15 protein-coding genes and 2 pseudogenes are annotated in these 16,760 nt (G+C 63.9%); 6 read left to right on the top strand and 11 right to left on the bottom strand.

Translation table 11 applies throughout. The annotated features are described in order from the left end of the window. The 3 genes and pseudogenes from BCHO_RS09300 to BCHO_RS07690 all read right to left on the bottom strand — a co-directional run. Positions 1 to 707: pseudogene (locus BCHO_RS09300) on the bottom strand (hypothetical protein); the annotation flags it as partial. Positions 708 to 1,042: 335 nt separating this feature from the next. Further along, positions 1,043 to 1,177 (bottom strand): LuxR C-terminal-related transcriptional regulator, encoded by a 135-nt coding sequence (locus BCHO_RS09755; protein ID WP_420306754.1) that lies wholly within the window; start codon positions 1,175 to 1,177, stop codon positions 1,043 to 1,045. Between the two features lie 9 nt (positions 1,178 to 1,186). Further along, positions 1,187 to 1,654, bottom strand: a complete 468-nt coding sequence (locus BCHO_RS07690; RefSeq protein WP_237743066.1) for a response regulator — start codon at positions 1,652 to 1,654, stop codon at positions 1,187 to 1,189. A gap of 128 nt (positions 1,655 to 1,782) precedes the next feature. On the opposite strand from BCHO_RS07690, the gene BCHO_RS07695 reads away from it, so the two are divergent. Continuing rightward, positions 1,783 to 3,390, top strand: a complete 1,608-nt coding sequence (locus BCHO_RS07695; RefSeq protein WP_024540601.1) for a bifunctional folylpolyglutamate synthase/dihydrofolate synthase — start codon at positions 1,783 to 1,785, stop codon at positions 3,388 to 3,390. Positions 3,391 to 3,978: 588 nt separating this feature from the next. Here BCHO_RS07695 and BCHO_RS07700 read toward each other — a convergent pair. From BCHO_RS07700 to BCHO_RS07710, 3 genes and pseudogenes are all read right to left on the bottom strand, one after another. Next, a complete protein-coding gene (locus tag BCHO_RS07700; RefSeq protein WP_156097599.1) occupies positions 3,979 to 5,061 on the bottom strand; it encodes a hypothetical protein in 1,083 nt (360 codons plus the stop codon). A 1,104-nt stretch (positions 5,062 to 6,165) separates the two neighbouring features. Then, positions 6,166 to 7,158 (bottom strand): annotated as a pseudogene (locus BCHO_RS07705) (lipid II:glycine glycyltransferase FemX); the annotation flags it as partial. A 56-nt stretch (positions 7,159 to 7,214) separates the two neighbouring features. Then, positions 7,215 to 8,744, bottom strand: a complete 1,530-nt coding sequence (locus tag BCHO_RS07710) for a UDP-N-acetylmuramoyl-L-alanyl-D-glutamate--2,6-diaminopimelate ligase (protein ID WP_024540598.1) — start codon at positions 8,742 to 8,744, stop codon at positions 7,215 to 7,217. 179 nt (positions 8,745 to 8,923) lie between these two features. On the opposite strand from BCHO_RS07710, the gene BCHO_RS07715 reads away from it, so the two are divergent. Beyond that, positions 8,924 to 9,640 (top strand): sigma-70 family RNA polymerase sigma factor, encoded by a 717-nt coding sequence (locus tag BCHO_RS07715; RefSeq protein ID WP_162146634.1) that lies wholly within the window; start codon positions 8,924 to 8,926, stop codon positions 9,638 to 9,640. A 44-nt stretch (positions 9,641 to 9,684) separates the two neighbouring features. After that, positions 9,685 to 9,924, top strand: coding sequence for a hypothetical protein (locus BCHO_RS07720; protein WP_024540596.1), 240 nt, complete (start codon positions 9,685 to 9,687; stop codon positions 9,922 to 9,924). Positions 9,925 to 10,011: 87 nt separating this feature from the next. Here the strand turns inward: BCHO_RS07720 and BCHO_RS09760 are convergent, their stop codons facing one another. Continuing rightward, complete coding sequence (locus BCHO_RS09760) at positions 10,012 to 10,086, bottom strand: 50S ribosomal protein bL37 (protein ID WP_369803150.1); 75 nt, start codon at positions 10,084 to 10,086, stop codon at positions 10,012 to 10,014. Between the two features lie 78 nt (positions 10,087 to 10,164). Next, entirely contained in the window at positions 10,165 to 11,118 is a 954-nt protein-coding gene (locus tag BCHO_RS07725) for an aldose 1-epimerase family protein (protein ID WP_024540595.1), read from the bottom strand. Between the two features lie 104 nt (positions 11,119 to 11,222). On the opposite strand from BCHO_RS07725, the gene BCHO_RS07730 reads away from it, so the two are divergent. Continuing rightward, positions 11,223 to 12,257 carry a 4-hydroxy-3-methylbut-2-enyl diphosphate reductase gene (locus BCHO_RS07730; protein ID WP_272944788.1) on the top strand — a complete coding sequence of 345 codons (1,035 nt, stop codon included), beginning with the start codon at positions 11,223 to 11,225 and terminating at the stop codon, positions 12,255 to 12,257. A 40-nt stretch (positions 12,258 to 12,297) separates the two neighbouring features. Here the strand turns inward: BCHO_RS07730 and ybaK are convergent, their stop codons facing one another. The 3 genes from ybaK to BCHO_RS07745 form a co-directional block, all read right to left on the bottom strand. After that, the gene (gene ybaK, locus BCHO_RS07735) at positions 12,298 to 12,807 is read right to left on the bottom strand and encodes a Cys-tRNA(Pro) deacylase (RefSeq protein WP_024540593.1); all 510 of its coding nucleotides are present in this window, start codon (positions 12,805 to 12,807) and stop codon (positions 12,298 to 12,300) included. Positions 12,808 to 12,914: 107 nt separating this feature from the next. After that, positions 12,915 to 13,973 carry a type I glyceraldehyde-3-phosphate dehydrogenase gene (gene gap, locus BCHO_RS07740; RefSeq protein ID WP_024540592.1) on the bottom strand — a complete coding sequence of 353 codons (1,059 nt, stop codon included), beginning with the start codon at positions 13,971 to 13,973 and terminating at the stop codon, positions 12,915 to 12,917. A gap of 231 nt (positions 13,974 to 14,204) precedes the next feature. Beyond that, positions 14,205 to 14,957, bottom strand: a complete 753-nt coding sequence (locus BCHO_RS07745; protein ID WP_024540591.1) for a thiamine diphosphokinase — start codon at positions 14,955 to 14,957, stop codon at positions 14,205 to 14,207. Positions 14,958 to 15,061: 104 nt separating this feature from the next. Here BCHO_RS07745 and BCHO_RS09430 point away from each other — a divergent pair, with 104 nt between their 5' ends. Further along, the gene (locus BCHO_RS09430) at positions 15,062 to 15,493 is read left to right on the top strand and encodes a spermidine synthase family protein (RefSeq protein ID WP_029675357.1); all 432 of its coding nucleotides are present in this window, start codon (positions 15,062 to 15,064) and stop codon (positions 15,491 to 15,493) included. Continuing rightward, a complete protein-coding gene (locus tag BCHO_RS09405) occupies positions 15,490 to 16,701 on the top strand; it encodes a fused MFS/spermidine synthase (protein ID WP_202805367.1) in 1,212 nt (403 codons plus the stop codon). The genes BCHO_RS09430 and BCHO_RS09405 overlap by 4 nt, the downstream gene beginning before the upstream one ends. Positions 16,702 to 16,760: the final 59 nt, after the last annotated feature.

Below are 16,760 nucleotides of genomic sequence, written 5' to 3' on the forward strand. Positions count from 1 at the left end.
GATTCCACGCGATTTTGTAGCATCGTCAAGCCATGGTTCGAGCACTGAGGCTCGTCGTGTTCTTCGATGCGCATATCGTTGATGGTGACGATTCTCACCGCGATGGCGGTCGTAAAGGTGATCTGCACCATGTATGAGTCACTTCCATGCTTCATTATGTTGTTACACAGTTCAGTGCGCATTGAATTGACGACGTTTGCCAATTGAGATTCGGGATTGCTGGTGCAAATAATGGATCCTTTGAAATGAGCAGTTTCGAGTCTATGCTGCTGTTTGATAATGTTTTGGCATAGTTGTGTATATCCATTGGTTGGATTATGCGAATCATCGCGTAAGGCGGCGGCTGTGTTTGCCGATAACGGCGTGATCACATGGTTTCGCAGTGTTTGCAAAGTATCTTCAAGTGTTGCGATGATTGTCGGCAGAGGCGTTTGCGTTGTGCTGTCGCCGGGTGAGTCTTGCATGCTGCGACAGAGCAGTAGCATGTATGATAATGATCCGGCAACTTCGTCATGCAGTGTTGAGAGCAGCTGAGGCTGTTCCCCTTGGCGCTGTTCGGCATATTTCATTTGGGTGTATTTGCGATTGCAGCGCAGCATTATGCCCATGATATTTGCGAGCAGAAACGAACAAACGAACGTTACGGCACTGGCTGTGGTCATTTGCTGTTGATACATGGTGAGTGTTGCGGTACTGGCGGCGACCATCACACCTATGGGGATTGACCAGCGTGGTCGGATCTCGGCTCCTGGAACGCCGAGTGCTACCTAGGCGCTCCAGAATATGGTGGGCATGTGCACGACGAAAGGCGGTAGGAATGCCGTTGCCGTAAAGACGCAGATCACAATGCTGAATACAATTGGTTTCCATGCAATCGCAATGGTGAGGAGTAGGAATAACCAGCTGAATATAGTTTCAAATAGTGAAAGATGATGCCATACCATCAGCCATTCGATGCAGTAGAACGCGACGCAGCAACAGACGGCAATGAGGATTACGCTGTGATTTGTCAAAGCGCGACGTAGTGTGTTCATGAGTGCCCCTAAATCCAATCGTTGCGCACACAAGTTACGATCGCTTCGGTGCGTGAATGAACGTTCAGCTTTCTGCATGCGCGTTTCACGAATGTTTTCACGCTCGACTCGGACACGTTCATCAAGTGGCAGATGGCGAGCATTGTCTTGCCCTACGCATAGCAATCGAGCGCCCGCAGTTCGGCGTCGGACAGCGGGTTGGCGTGCGGGCTCTGCGGGAACCAGCGGGTCAGCGAATCGTCGTGCAGCAGCATGCCCGCCAGGCGGACGATCTCCTCGACCCGCGATTCCTTGGGCAGCACCACTAGGCCGGGTTCGGCGACCAAGTCGGGAAATGCGGAGATGCCGATGACCACCATTTCGGGGTGGCGTTCGCGCAGTGTATGGAACAGCTCACGTCCGTTCATGCCCGGCATTTCGATGTCGGTGAGCACGATTGCGGGGTGAGTGCCTTCCTGCCCGCAACGGGTCAGCGCCTGCCCGGCGTCGGTGAGCGCCCACAGCACGTCCATCGGTGTGTTCGCGAAACCATGCGCGAGGAAATCGGCGACCAGCGGGTCGTTGTCCACAATGCCGAGCGTGTACCGCCGATCCGTTGCCATGCTCACATCGTCATCCATACCGCCCCCCCATGTTTAACCATGTAGGAAACACCATAGCGTGCGCTCGCGGTGGACGGTCTGGCACGGGCATAGAATGGACGGTTGTATCAATCGCTGACGCAGACAGCGGGAAGGGCGGAACACGCATGGCAGACAAGAGCAGCATCCACGACGTCGAACGCGACATCATGAGCCGTCCGAGCGAGAGGAACACGACGAACCTCGACCTCAAACGGATGAAGATGATCCTCGACCTGCTCGGCAACCCGCAGGACTCGTTCCGCGTCATCCACATCACCGGCACGAACGGCAAAGGGTCGACGGCGCGCATGGCGGAGGCGATCTGCCGCGCGTACGGCATGCGCACCGGCCTGTACACGTCGCCGCACCTCGAACACGTCAACGAACGCATCGCGATCGACGGGCAGCGTTTGTCCGACGACGACTTCGTCGACCTGTGGGATCAGGTCAAGGACTTCGTCGCGCTCGTCGACAAGAAGATGGACGAGGAGGGCGCGCCGCGCATGAGCTTCTTCGAAGTGCTCACGGCGATGGCGATCTGGAAGTTCGCGGACGCGCCGGTCGACGTCGCGATCGTCGAAGTCGGCATGGGCGGACGTTGGGACGCGACGAACGTGCTCGACGCGGACGCCGCCGTCATCGGACCGATCGACATGGATCACATGGCGTGGCTCGGCGACACCGTCGAACAGATCGCGCAGGAGAAGGTCGGCATCATCAAGCAGGGCTCGACGGCGATCATCGGCCGGCAGCCGCACGAGGACGAGGTCATGCCGATCATCGAACAGGCGGCCGCGGAGAACCATGCGACGCTCGTGCGCGACGGCGTGGAAGCGGAGGTCGTCACGCGCGTGCCCGCCGTCGGCGGACAGGTGATCACGCTGCACACGCCGAGCGGCACCTACGCCGACGTGCCGCTCGACAAGTTCGGCGAGCATCAGGCGCACAACGCGCTTGCGGCGCTGTGCGCGGCCGAGGTCGTCATCCCGGTCACCGGCGCGCTCGACGGCGATCTGGTCGCCGAGGCGCTGAGCTCGGTGAAGATTCCGGGACGCATCGAACAGGTGAGGAACTCGCCGACGATCATCATTGACGGCGGACACAACGTCAACGCCGCCGAAGCGCTGCGCGCGGCGATCGAGGAGAACTACGACTTCACTCAGCTCGTCGCCGTCGTTGCGATGATGGAGGACAAGCAGGTCGAGGAGTATCTCGGCGTGCTCGAGCCGATCGTCAGCGAGCTCATCGTCACCGAGAACTCGTGGAGGGACCGCGTGATGCCGGCGGACAAGCTCGCGAAGATCGCGCGCGGCGTGTTCGGGCCGGAACGCGTCACCTGCATCCCGTCGCTGCCCGACGCGATTCAGGAGGCCGTCAACCGTGTGGACGCCGACGACGAGCTCGGCGTCGGCTACGGGCACGGCGTGCTCATCTGCGGCAGCTTCGTCACCGCAGGCGACGCGCGCATGCTGCTCAAGGAATCGATTCATCCGGATCTGCAGAAGACGAAGGAGGAGCGTGTGCATCAGGTCGCGGTGACGCCCGAGGCGCGCGGTGCCTCGGATGCTGCGTCTGCGAATGTTGCGTCTGCGGATGCGGAGATGGACGCCGCCGAGCGTGAATACGAATCCGACGAGGACACCGATTTCGACGTCTTCGACGTGCGCGGCATCATCGGCGCGGACGATGCGGACGATGCGGACGATGGCGCGGACGGCGCAGCAGGAAACTGATTGAGTCGCCGTCAGTGGCATTCTATGGGTGTGACACCCATAGAATGCTGCCGATGGGCTGAGCGGCGGCATTTTGTGGGTGGGGTTACCCATAGGATGCCGTCTGTTGGTTATATGGCGGTATTCTGTGGGTGAGGTTACCCATAGGATGCCGCCGATGGGTTGAGCGACGGCATTCCGTTGGTGAGGTTACCCGTGGAATGCCGCCGCTGACATGTGTGGCGCCGTTTTGTTGGTGACTCACCTATGGAATGACGTCTATAGGCTGGTAGATGGCATTCTATAGGTGTGCCCACCTACAGAATGCCGTCGCTGGGTTGATGGATGGCATTCCGTGGGTGCGGTTGCCCATAGAGTGCCGTTGCTGATGTGTACGACGGCATTCCATTGGCGGCTCACCGAGGGGATCCCATTCGTGGACTGGGAATTGGCGTTTTGTGGGTGTGCCCGCCTGCAAAATGTCATTGGCGGCATGTGCAGTGGCATTTTGTAGGCGTGCTCACTCGTAGATGGCCGCCTGCAGGTCGGCGGAAGGCGTTTTGCGAGTTGGACGCACTCTTAGATCGACCTTGTGCGGGGTGCCGCAAATCAGCGAATGCGGGGGACGCCAGCCTCATCGAGTTTGCGGTACAGACGTTCGCGATGGATGATGTCGTCGAAGTTGAAATGCACGATTTTCGTGACACCACATGCCCTGAGATGATCATCGCGCTCGCATTGCATGCTCACATGCGTGTTCACTTCGGTCCATGTCGCACCGTACTTCGCCATGCCATCGTATTCACCGACGATGATGGATCCGTCGGGGAACACCCATGCGAAGTCGACGCGTAACGGGAAGTCGGGATTGTTCGGGTTGGGGAACGGATACTGCAGTTGGGGAGGCAGATAGCCGCCCTCCTCGATGACGGCGCGCGCCCGCGATTCGGCGCCGTTGTCGCTGCGAGGATCGGCGTGGGTGACAATGGCGTTGATTCTGTTTGCATCGTCGAGAGATGAGACAGGGAATTGCGTCAGCGACGTGATGTCGAAGCCACCGCCCCTGATCGCCGAATCGGCGAGCGGCAATGCAAGCTCGAACGGTAGCAGACGGGCGCAGTCGAACAAGGTTCGCGCGAGGGATGTGACCTGCACGCCGCCGGACATCGTCGTCGGCATATCGGGAACGTACAGTGTGCGCTTCACGAAACCGTGTTTGATGCAGACATAGGTGCTGCTGCGTGCAGGAGAGGCAATCGTCAGTTCGCCATCCGGATGGATCTCGTAGGGCTGCTCGATATCGAACATGCAGATGGCGCTTTCAGCGGCGAAGACCCATGTCGGATGGATCGTCGACAATGCTCTCACGATGGCTCGTTTGCGTTTGGTCGGATTGAGTCGTTCCCACACATCGGCGCGAATGTACAGCAGCGGGTATGGGTTGACGAGTTCGCCCGATGCGAAGCGGCGGGCGCACTTGCGGCGCATGTTCGCGTCGGCCGGTATCGCGCACCGGCCCTGTCGTTCCGCGGCGTCCAGAAGCTCTTCGATTTGCGTGTCCTTGTTCATGCCACGACGGTACGAACGTCGCGCATCGGAACGCAAGCGTGAACGGGGTATGTGACCGGAAGGGTGTGTCGCGCCCGAAAAGTGGATAACCGGCAGTCTTAGCGGAAAAATGTGGATAACCATGTGGAAAACAAGATGTCGGTATGGCGCCGGGCATCGGTGTCGCAGGAATGACACAGTGGCTGTGGCTCAGTCATATGCCGATCCGTTGTCATGGTGCAGTTCCGTTGTCATGGTGCAGTGGCATTCCGTAGGCGATGCCATGCGTCTTCACTGACCGTTTCATAGGCACATTCACTCGTAGAGCGCCGCTGATGGGCTGCGTGGCGGCATTCTGTAGGTGATATCACTCAAATACTGCCGTCGCCGGAGTGATCTGTGACATTCTATGGGTGAGATTACGCGGATATTGCCATTGGTGTGGCGGTGAATGGTCTTCTGCTGGTACGGCCACCTATGAAATGCCGTCTGCAGGATGATCAATGGCATTCTGTCGGTGTGGTCACCTGTGGAATGCCGTCTGCAGGATGATCAATGGCATTCTGTCGGTGTGGTCACCTGTGGAATGCCATTGTCGGGTTGAATGGTGGCATTTTGTAGGTGAGGCTACGCGAATACTGCCATCGATGGGGTGGAGGATGGCATTCCGTAGGTGTGCCACTCATGGAATGCCGTCGATGATTTGCGGCGTGACATTTTGTAGGTGAACTTACGTATGGACCGCCGTTGGCAGAGGTTGTGGTGGCAGTCGGTGGCTGAGTCCGATCACATACCGCCGTTGGTAGAGGTTGAGGCGGCAGCTGTTGTTGGGATCGATCACATACCGCCATTTGAAAGACATGGAAGCGGGCCGATGACCGTGAAGAGGTCGCCGGCCCGCACAGCGCAGTGGGAGAATGGAGACTACTTGGCGGAGTCTCCCTGCTGCTCGGCGGCGGTCTTTTCCGTCTGTGCCGGCTGCTTCGCGGTCTCCGTCTGCATCTGGGGCTGCTGCGTCGTCTGCTGCGGGACGGATGCGGCAGCCGCCTGCACTGCCTGCACGGCCTCCGTCTGGGGCTGCTTCGCATCGGTCTTCGTCTGTGCGGCCTGGGACGCCTCCTGCCTTACATCAACCACCGTCCGCGCCTTCGTCTGCTGCGCCGCCTTCATCTGCGCTTTCTGCGCGGCGGCCTTCTTCTCGGCGGCCTCACGCTGCTCGGCCTTCTCGGCGTTGCCGTGCACCTTCGGGCGCAGCGCGCGGCGCACGTCTTGCAGCAGCCGCAGCGACTTGTAGAACGTCTTCTTGATCGGGACGTCACGGCCGGCGGCGATCGTCGTCGTGGTGTCGGAGAACTTCGTCTTGAACTCGTTGAGCGACTTGAGCGACGGCGCGAAGTCGTTGCCGATGCCCATCAGGTCGAGTTTCTCGTAGCCCATCTGTCCGAGCTCGCAGGCGACCGTGTACAGCAGCTTGTCCGGCACATGCTGCCGCTTGACGGACGTGAGCATCGACGCGTAGTAGTAGACGCCGGTCCTGCCCTGCAGCGTGACGATCGTCCATGCGACGACCTTGCCGTCGATGCGCGCGCCGAACACGCGGCAGTGTTCGGGGCCGAGCGCCTTGATCATGTCCGTGTAGTCGCTCATCGGCGCCGGCATGAAGCCGTCGCGCTTCGCCGTCTCCACCATGACCGCGTAGTAGTCGGTGAAGTCCTTCGTCGCGATCGCGGTCTCGTCGGCGCACGTCGCCGGCGATTCGCGCAGCGCCTTGCGCACGTCGCGCCTGCCACGCTTCTTCATGCGCGCGAGGAGCTCCTCGTCACCGCCGGTGATGTCGAGCACGACCGTCTCGTTGTACGGCACCGTCGACAGCACCGGATACGTGTTCCTGTCCGACCATGTGTCGATGCGCAGGAACACGACATGCCTGTCATGCGATTTGACGAAGTCGACGAGTTCGGCGATGACCGCCTGTTCGAGCCGCTCGTCCGGCTTCGTCTTCCAGACCGGGCCGTGCATCGCGCGCAGATAGTGGTAGCCGTGCGTCTCCATGTCGATCAGCGAGATGACGGCGACCACCGCGTTGTCGTCGCGGATGACGAGGCAGCCCCACGGCGCGCGTCCCTCGACGCCCGCCTGGAAGTCCGCCCACACCGACGTCTGCTCGATCGGCAGTTCGATGCCGTTGGCGTCGGCCTCGCGTTCCATCGTCTGCGGACTGACGCGTTCGATCGTGATCATGATGTCCTTTCGTTCCTTGGCGTCCCTATTCTAAGCGTTGCGCGCGTCCGGCGCGTTCAGCTGAACAGACGCCTGATGATGCTCGAGTCGCCCTCGTACGGCACATGCCTGTTGTGCATCTTGATCCAGCGTTCGTCGCCCTTGCCGATCAGCAGCAGCACGTCGAAGCCGTCATGCTCTCGCGCTTCGGCGACGACGTCCTCGACGGCGCCCGCGCGGTCGATGATGATCGACGCGTCGACGTCCGGATTCGTCACGTAGCCGAGCATCTCCTCGGCGATCGCCATCGGATCTTCGGTGTTCGTGTCCTCGGTCGTGAGCATGATGCGCTGCACGCGGTCCTGCGCGGCCTCGATGATCTCCCGGCGGCGGTCGAGCGCCTTGTCTCCCGCCGACCCGGTGAGCAAGGTGATCCGCGGACGCCGCGCGCCGTACTTGCGTTCGACGAAGTCGAGCAGCGCGTTGACGGAGGCGTAGTTGTGCGCGTAGTCGACGATGGCGACCGTGTCCGACTGCGGATCGCGCGTCTCCTCCATCCTGCCGGCGATGTGCACGTCGGCCATCGACTGCAACGCGCGCGGATCGTGGATGTCGATGCCGACGATCTGCGCGAGCGCGAGCGCCGCGCAGGCGTTCGCGTAGTTGAAGTCGCCTTCGAGCGCGAGGCTCAGCTCGCCGATCGGCTGGCCCTGCGTGAACAGGAAGGTCGTGTGCGTGTCGTCGATCGGCTGCGCGGTAACGTCGGCGGTCGCCTCGTCGATCGAGAAGGTCGTGACCGGAACGTTCGCGATCGTCGCGTCCTCGGCGACGAGATTCGCGTAGTCGCCGGGCACGCCGAGCACGAGCGCGTGCGTGTTGCGCACGATCTGGCGCTTGCAGTGCAGGTAGTCCTCGAAGGAGGGGTGTTCGATCGGGCTGATGTGGTCGGGGGAGATGTTGAGGAACGCGGCCGCGTCGAAGGTCAGGCCGTAGACGCGGTTGACCTTGTACGCCTGCGAGGAGACCTCCATGACGAGGTAGCGCATGCCGTTGTCGACGGCCTCGCGCATCATGCGCGCCGCGTCGAGCGATTCGGGCGTCGTCAGGTCGGATTCGACGTAGTGGACGCCGTCGACGCAGTTGTCGACCGAGGAGAACAGCGCGCACTCGTTGCCGCTCATCGCGTTGATGATCGCGTGCGTGAAGTATGAGGTCGTCGTCTTGCCCTTCGTTCCGGTGACGCCGATGAGCTTGAGCTCGCGTTCCGGATAGTCGTAGAAGGCCTGGGAGAGCAGGCTGAGCGCCTTGCTCGCGTCGTCGACGATGAGGCCGGGGGCGCGCGTGACGCCGCTGTAGTCGTGTTCGGCGACGTAGGCGGCCATGCCGCGCCCGTCGGCGCCGTCGAGGTATTCGGCCTTGAAGTTGCCCTTGCAGCACATGAGCGTGTGCGGCTCGATCTGCTTGGAGTCGTAGGTGATGTGCGCGAAGGGGACGTCGGAATCGGGGATCGTGGACGCAAAGTCGGTCCAGCGGTCCGGTGTGATGATCTCCCGCAGCAGATCGTGCTCGCCCAGCAGTGCGGCTGCGGATTGCAATGTCAGCGTCATGGCTCGTGCGCTCCTTGAGGTACCCGGTGATGTCGTCCAAGCATTCTACCGCGCGGCTTGCATCGGGCCGCCGGCTCGGCCTGCGGCGGACCATAACGCCGTGGGCTTGAGCGCCCGGATCCGCGTGCGGTCTGCGTACAATGGAAGGCGTGACCGAACAAGAGACGAAAGCCGAGACGATGGAGGCCAAGCGCGCGCGCTTCGAGAAGCTCGCGATGCCCGCCGTCAACGCGCTCTACCGTCAGGCGATGAAATTCACCAACAATCCGGAGGATGCGCAGGACCTCGTCCAGGACACCTTCGAACGCGGCTTCAAGGCCTTCGACTCGTTCAAGCCGGGATCGAACTTCGAGGCGTGGATGACGACGATCGAACGCAACGCCTTCTTCAACCAGTACGCAAAGGCCAAGCGCCGTCCGCAGCGGGCGAACGACTCGACCGGCGAATACGACGACTGGGACATCTACGCCGCCTCCGAGCACGCCTCGCAGGGCCTGCGCTCGGCGGAGCAGGAGTATCTCGAGGCCTTCGCGCCCGAGGAGATCATGGCGGCGCTCAACAAGCTGCCCGAGGAACGCCGGCAGGTGTTCATCGACGCGGCGATCGACGGCAAGTCGTACCAGCAGGTCGCCGACGAGCAGGGCATCAAGATCGGCACCGTCATGAGCCGGCTCAACCGCGCGCGCACGCAGCTGCGCAAGGAGCTCGCCGAATACGCGGCGGCGCGCGGCTACGGCAAGGGCTCGGACGGCGCGAAGACGACGCGCCGGCGCGGCCGCAAGCCTGCCGCCGACGTCGTCGCCGTCGTCAGCGGAAATAAAAAGACGTCGAAGACCGTTGAATCTGATAGCGACCACGAACTCGTGGACAATACGGCGAAGGGCGGTGCGCGATGAACGCGGAGGAACGGCCCGGACGGGAACAACTGGGAAACGACGAGATGAACGATGCGAACAAGGAAGCGAGCGGCGGCGACTGCTTCGATCCGGACACCTGCTGCGACCATTACGAGCAGATGATGATCCGTGCGATGCGCGCGGTGCTGAGGCCCGAGGAGGCGCCCGAATGCCTCTATGAGAAGCTCAGGATGACGCTCGACGCCTGCTGCGGGCACGCCCATGTGACGCATACCGTCGTCACGCACACCGTCGTGCGCCACCATGGCGCCGACGGGCAGTGAACGGTCCGCGGATACGAAAGAAGGCCCCTTGGGAACCTCGGTTCCCAAGGGGCCTTCTTTCGCGTTGTTCAGAACGAACCCGGCGAATCAGGCATTTGGCCTTTTGCCGTGGTTCGCAGCCTTTTTGCGACGAGCCTTACGCTTGCGTCCGCGCATTCCCATGATGGACTCCTTTGGATAGAACAATCAATGCTAGCCTTGATTAGCCTACAGGATTATCGCATGGCGTGCCGACGTGGCTCAGTCGAGCATGCCGATGAACATGCGCGTCTCGCTCGTCTGGGCGGGTTCGATGCGGATCAGGTCGATGCCGGTGTTGAACGCGTTCGCGTACGCCGTCTGCGGTTCGACGGCGACGCCGGCGGGGCGGATGGCCGCCGGGAAGCCGGTGCCGGTGCAGATCTGGAACGACGTGACCGTCGCGTCGCCGCCGACGGCGACGCGCCTGCCGTCCGGACGCGTCAGCGTCGCCGTCGCGTTGCCGGACATGTCGTGGCGCACGTCGGTGAGCGCGTCGTCGTACGGCTGTTCGTCGAGCGCGCGCGGTGTGCGGAAGTCGAACTTCGTGCCGTCGACCGGCTCGGTGCCGACCGGGATGAGGTCATCGTCGACCTGCACATGCGTGGCGGCGTCGATTTCGAGCGTGCACTGCGCGTTCTGCGCGTCGATCTCGTCGCCGTAGCCGTCGAGACCGTTCGCGATCCACGGGTGCATCGCCAGCGCCCACGGCGCCGCATGGTCGGAATGGTTGTGCGCGCGCACGAGGATGTGCAGGCCGTCGTCGTCGAGCGTGTAGGTCACGGTGACGAGCAGGTCGAAGGGGTAGTAGGGGGCCGGCGGCATGCGCCACGACAGCGTCGCCTCGCATTCGTCGAGCCGTTCGAGACGCCAGTACTGGTCCTTCGCGAAGCCGTGGATCGCGTTGTCGCGGTCCGGCTCGTTGATCGGCAGCTGGTAGTCGACGCCGTCGAAGCCGTAGCGGCCGCCGGCGACGCGGTTCGGGAACGGGATGAGCAGCTGCCCTTCGCAGCAGCCGACGATGTCGTTCGCGCCGAGAGGAACGGTCACGTCGACGCTGTCGCAGGTCAGGACGCGCAGCGTCGCGCCGAGTTCGGTGATGACGGCACGGTACCGGCCGTGCTCGATCGTGTACTGGTCGCCGGTGCGCGGCGGCAGATTGGTCGTCAGGGACATGGCATGCTCCATTGGTTGCCTGGGGCGGCCGCGCATGCGTCAGGCGCGGCCACCCCGGAGGGTTGATGATTCACCGAGCCATCATAGTCGTCGCCGGCTGCGACGTGTACGTCGTTTGCTATCGTGGGGAGTCGTTTCGAAACAGGAGGGCCGAGGACATGGCACGACGCATCATTCTGGCGAATCCGCGCGGGTTCTGCGCGGGGGTGGACCGCGCGATCCAGACGGTCGACACGATTCTCAGGGCCGCGCATGGGCCGCGCGCCGACGGACTGCCGCCGGTCTACGTGCGCCGGCAGATCGTGCACAACCGGCACGTCGTCGAACAGCTCGCCTCCCGCGGCGCCGTCTTCGTCGAGGAGCTCGACGAGGTTCCCCACGAGGCCGCGGCCGCCGGCATCCCGGTCGTGTTTTCGGCGCACGGCGTATCGCCGGCCGTGCAGCGCGAGGCGGACCGGCGCGGGCTGGCGGTCGTCGACGCGACGTGCCCGCTCGTGGGCAAGGTGCACCGCGAGGTGCTGCGCTTCGTGCGCGAGGGGTATGAGATCGTCTACATCGGGCACAACGGCCACGACGAGGCCGTCGGCGTCGTCGGCGAGTCGCCGGAGCATGTGCATCTGATCGAGCACGCCTCCGACGTCGACGGCCTCGACTTCGCGCCGGACACGAAGCTCGTGCTGCTCACGCAGACGACGCTCAGCGTCGACGAGACGGCTGACGTCATCGCCGCGCTGCAACGGCGCTTCCCGTGGATCGAGCTGCCGCCGAGCTCGGACATCTGCTATGCGACGTCGAACCGGCAGGAGGCCGTCAAGCTCGTCGCGCGGCAGGCGGACTGCATGGTCGTCGTCGGTTCGGCGAACTCGTCGAACTCGGTGCGGCTGATGGAGGTCGCGAACGAGGCGCTCGGCGCGCGCGGCGAGGCGCACCGCGTCGACGACGCCGACGAGATGGATCCGTCATGGTTCGACGGCGTCGAGTCGGTCGGCGTCTCGTCGGGCGCATCCGTCCCCGACGAACTCGTCGCCGGCGTCGTCGCAAGGCTGCGCGGGCTCGGTTTCACCGAGGTCGATGCCGTCGAGACGATCCAGGAGAACATGCATTTCGTGCTGCCGAAGGAGCTGCGCGCGCGGCGCTGACCTGTGCGATGCGCCGGCCAGCGCGCGCCGCGCTTCGCGCTCAGTACGATTTGTTCGTCGTGCCGATCGGCGCGACGGTGGCGCCGAGCACGTCGACGAGGTCGTGCGGGTCGACGCCGAGGCTCAGGCCGCGCTTGCCGCCTGAGACGAGGATGACGTCGAAGTCCATCGCCGAGGCGTCGAGCACGGTCCTGTGCCGCGTCCTCTGGCCGAGCGGGGAGATGCCGCCGACGACGTAGCCGCTTTCGCGCATCGCGACCTTCGGATCGGCCATCTCCGCCTTCTTCGCGCCGACGGCGTGCGCGAGCTCCTTGAGGCTCATATGGCCGTTGACCGGCACGATGCCGATGACGCGTTCGTCGCCGGTGTCCGCCATCAGCGTCTTGAACACCTGCCGTTCGTCGTAGCCGAGCTTGCGCGCCGCCTCGAGGCCGTAGCCCTCCGCGTCGTCGTTGCTGTGCTCGTATTCGTGGATCGTGAACGTGACGCCCGCCTTCTCCAGCTGCGCGATCGCCGGCGTCGCGGCCGCCTTCTGCTTCTTCTTGCCCATGGCACCAGTGTAGGGCGGCCACAGGGCAACGAAAAAGGGGCTTTCGCATCAGCGAAAGCCCCTGCCGTCAGCGATGCCGTTCAGGCATCAGCATGACATGAGGTGACTCACTCGGAGAGCTCGGCGAAGTACTCGAGCGTGCGCACCATGTTCGACGTGAAGCCGTACTCGTTGTCGTAGAAGGCAACGGTGCGGGCCATCGTCACGCCGTCGACGGCGTTGACGTCGGTCTGCGTCGGATCGAAGACGCCGCCGTGGGTGTCGCCGATGATGTCGCCGGAGACGATCTCGTCATCGTTGTAGCCGTAGTAGTCGCAGTTCTCGAACGCGTCCTTGAACGCGGCGTTGATCTCGTCGGCGGTCGCCGGCTTGTCGAGGACGGTGAACAGCTCGGTGATCGAGCCGTCCGGGACCTGCACGCGCTGGGCATGGCCCTGCAGCTTGCCGTTGACCTCCGGGACGACCTTGCCGATCGCCTTCGCGGCGCCAGTCGAATGCGGGATCGTGTTGACGGCGGCGGCGCGCAGCGCACGGCCGGTCTTGTTGCCACGCGGGCCGTCCAGGATCATCTGGGTGCCGGTGTAGGCGTGGATCGTCGTCATGAAGCCGGCCTTGATGCCCCACTTGTCGTTGAGCAGCTTGACCATCGCGGCCATCGAGTTGGTCGTGCAGGAGCCTGCGGAGACGATGTTGTCGTCCTTCTTGAGGATGTCGTGGTTGACGCCGAAGACGACGGTCGGGGTGGTCTCGTCCTTCGCCGGGGCGGAGATGAGGACCTTCTTGGCGCCGGCGTCCAGGTGGGCCTGGGATTTCTCGGCGGAGGTGTAGAAGCCGGTGCACTCGAGCACGAACTCGACGCCGTCGTTGGCGACCCACTTGAGGTCGCGCGCGTCGCGCTCGGCGTAGACCGGGTATTCCTTGCCATCGACGACGATGGCGGTGTCGGTGGCCTTGACGTCGACCGGGGTGCCGTCGACGTGCTTGAAGACGCCGTGGGTGCTGTCGTACTTGAGCAGGTAGGCGAGAGCGGCCGGCGAGGTCAGATCGTTGATCGCGGTGACCTCGATGTCGGCGGCTTCGCCACCCTTCTCCTGCAGCTCGAAGATGCGGCGGAACGCGAGGCGGCCGATGCGGCCGAAGCCGTTGATACCAATCTTAACTGTCATGTAGTTTCTCCCTTGGGGACAGCTTCGGGACGTTCGCACGCCCTTCGGCTTGGTTAACCAACGACTCTCACTCTAATGGCTTTGCTTGACTTAGGCCATTCTCCGCGCGCGCCGAAAACCGTTGCAATTGCCGTGCGAACGTATGCACATCGTGCTACGTGCGCGCGGTGTCGCACGCCGCCGCGCGAGGCCGTCGGACGCCGCGGTCGTCGTCGCATATGCCGCCCGCGCTCAGCGCCGCACGAGCGCCGACGTGACCTGCGTCGACGGCGCGCCGAGGTCACCGTGCGCATGCGCACCGACGAGCGCCGGCAGCGGCGCCGCGTCGTCGAACACGACGATCAGGATGCCGCGGCGCACCGCGATGCGCGACGCGAGGCCGTCGACGAACTCGTTGCTCAGGCCGTTGACCTCGAGGTTCGTCATCGTCGCGTCGTCGAGCCCGTACTTGAGACCTTCCTCGCACACGCCCTCGGCGACGTCGGTGTGCGCGAACACCGAGACGTACCGCGTCGCGGGCACCGCATGCGCCGGGAATTCGAGCGCGGCGTCGGCGAGCGCCGTGACGACGCGGCCGTCGCCGTGCAGATAGGCGATGCCGCCGTGCGCGGCGACGAGCGCGGTCTGCTGGATGTTCGATATCGTATGGTCGACGCGGCCGCCGAGCGCGCCGTAGACGTGGAACTCGCGCGCGCCGTGCCTCCAGCCGATCTTGAGCGCGCTCAGCAGGTCCGGGTCGTCCTTCTGCGACGGCAGCGCGACGGTGCGCGCGCCGATCGCCTCGCGCGCAGTCGACGTCGAATCGAAGTCGCCGACGACGACGTCGACTTCGACGCCGAACGCGCGCGCATGGTCGTAGCCGCCGTCCGCGGCGACGACGAAGGCGCCCCGTGGCGGCATCTGCGGTGCGCCGTAGTAGTCTCCGGCGCCGAAGACGACGCAGACCGGCGACGACGGCCGTGACGACGATGATGGATGCGGCATGGTCCCTCGATTCCCTCGCTCGCTATGATTTTCGATGATAATCGCGGCCCGCGCCCACGCCGATATGCGCGCGGCCCGCGCGAGGGAGACAAGAGGGAGGCACGATGCAGGTCGAAGGCGACGAGGACGTCAGGCGTCCGATCCTCAAGTCCAAGGTGTTCCTGTACGTCACCGAGTTCTTCTCGGGCATGGCCGTCATGGCCGCCGAGCTCGGCGCGCAGCGGCTGCTCGCGCCGTACTTCTCGAGCTCTCAGATCGTGTGGACGATCATCATCGGCACGATCATGATCGCGCTCGCGCTCGGCGCGGTCCTCGGCGGCTGCTGGGCGGACAGGGACCCCGATCTGGACAGGCTGTACATGCGCGTGCTCGTCGCCGCCGTCTGGATCGCGCTCGTGCCGCTCGTCGGCAAGTACATCGTGCTGCTCGTCTCCGGCGCGCTCATCGTGACGGTGTCGACGAACTTCCTCGTCGTCGCGGCCTTCGTCAGCTGCATCGTCATCTTCGTGCCGCCGCTGTTCCTGCTGGCACGGTGACGCCGGGGCTCAACAAGTTCGCGACGACGTCGCTCGCCGACAACGCGTCGGTCGTCGGAAGGCTGTCCGCATGCAACACGGTCGGCTCGATCCTCGGCACGTTCCTGCCGACCTTCGTGACGATCCCGGCCGTCGGCACCTTCGTCACGTTCCTTATTTTCTCCGGCGCGCTGCTCGCATTGCCGATCGTCTACTTCCTGTCCGCGCACGCGCACCGCGTCGCCTGCGCGGTCTCGGTCGTCCTGTTCGCGATCTCGGCGCTGTGTTCGCCGATGACCGGCTTCGCGTTCTGGATGAACAAGGACACGCTCGCCTACGAGGGCGAGTCGATGTACAACTACCTGCAGGTGCAGAACCTGCCCGACCGCACGATCCTGCCGACGAACGTGCTCTTCGGCGTGCAGTCGGTGACGATGAAGAGCGACGAGCCGACCGGCATGTACTACGACGTCGCGCTCGCCGCGCCGGCGCTCGCGACGCACGCCGACTCGGCGCTGATCCTCGGCATGGGCACCGGCACCTATGCGCGTGCGCTGCGCCGCCACTCGCCGCAGACGAAGGTGACCGGCGTCGAGATAGACGGCAAGATCACGCGTCTGGCCGGCGAGTACTTCGACGAGCCGAGCGACATCGACGTCGCGACCTACGACGGGCGCGCATGGCTCGCCGCGAGCAAGGAGCGCTTCGACGTCATCATGGTCGACGCGTATCAGGACATCACGATCCCGTTCCAGATGAGCTCGCGCGAGTTCTTCCGGCTCGTCTACGGCCATCTGGCCGACGGCGGCGTCATGGTCGTCAACATGAACATGATCAGCGACGGACACGGCTCGATCAACGAGGCGCTCACCGACACGATCGCGTCGGTGTTCGGCGCGGGCAACATCGTGACGGCGGACGTGCCGAACACGACGAACCGCGAACTGTTCGCGCCCAGGCGCGCCGGCGCGTCGTCGCCGTCGATCGGGCAGCGGATCGCGGCGATGCGCGCCGGGGGCACGCGGCTCGACCGCGCGGTGCGGCAGGTCGACCCGGTGTTCCGGCCGGTCGCCGTGGACGCGGACGCGACGGTGCTCACCGACGACAAGGCGCCGGTCGAACTGCTCGGCATGCGCGCTATCGACGGCATCATCGCCGAACAGGCCGGCCCGTACCGTGAGATCCTCGAACGTGACGGCATCGGCGGGCTGCTGCGCGCCGTGCAGTAGAGGATGACGGATATGGACGTGCGGACGGCGCGCCGCAGACGGCCGTGTCGCGAAAGTCC

The sequence above is a fragment of the Bifidobacterium choerinum genome, from assembly GCF_000741135.1.
GTDB lineage: Bacteria > Actinomycetota > Actinomycetes > Actinomycetales > Bifidobacteriaceae > Bifidobacterium > Bifidobacterium choerinum.

Coding starts and splice junctions, on each gene's coding strand:
- BCHO_RS09755 (WP_420306754.1), bottom strand. CDS start 1,177: ATGCTCGCCATCTGCCACTTGATGAACGTGTCCGAGTCGAGCGTGAAA.
- BCHO_RS07690 (WP_237743066.1), bottom strand. CDS start 1,654: ATGGATGACGATGTGAGCATGGCAACGGATCGGCGGTACACGCTCGGC.
- BCHO_RS07695 (WP_024540601.1), top strand. CDS start 1,783: ATGGCAGACAAGAGCAGCATCCACGACGTCGAACGCGACATCATGAGC.
- BCHO_RS07700 (WP_156097599.1), bottom strand. CDS start 5,061: ATGGTTATCCACATTTTTCCGCTAAGACTGCCGGTTATCCACTTTTCG.
- BCHO_RS07710 (WP_024540598.1), bottom strand. CDS start 8,744: ATGACGCTGACATTGCAATCCGCAGCCGCACTGCTGGGCGAGCACGAT.
- BCHO_RS07715 (WP_162146634.1), top strand. CDS start 8,924: ATGGAGGCCAAGCGCGCGCGCTTCGAGAAGCTCGCGATGCCCGCCGTC.
- BCHO_RS07720 (WP_024540596.1), top strand. CDS start 9,685: ATGAACGATGCGAACAAGGAAGCGAGCGGCGGCGACTGCTTCGATCCG.
- BCHO_RS07725 (WP_024540595.1), bottom strand. CDS start 11,118: ATGTCCCTGACGACCAATCTGCCGCCGCGCACCGGCGACCAGTACACG.
- ybaK (WP_024540593.1), bottom strand. CDS start 12,807: ATGGGCAAGAAGAAGCAGAAGGCGGCCGCGACGCCGGCGATCGCGCAG.
- gap (WP_024540592.1), bottom strand. CDS start 13,973: ATGACAGTTAAGATTGGTATCAACGGCTTCGGCCGCATCGGCCGCCTC.
- BCHO_RS07745 (WP_024540591.1), bottom strand. CDS start 14,957: ATGCCGCATCCATCATCGTCGTCACGGCCGTCGTCGCCGGTCTGCGTC.
- BCHO_RS09430 (WP_029675357.1), top strand. CDS start 15,062: ATGCAGGTCGAAGGCGACGAGGACGTCAGGCGTCCGATCCTCAAGTCC.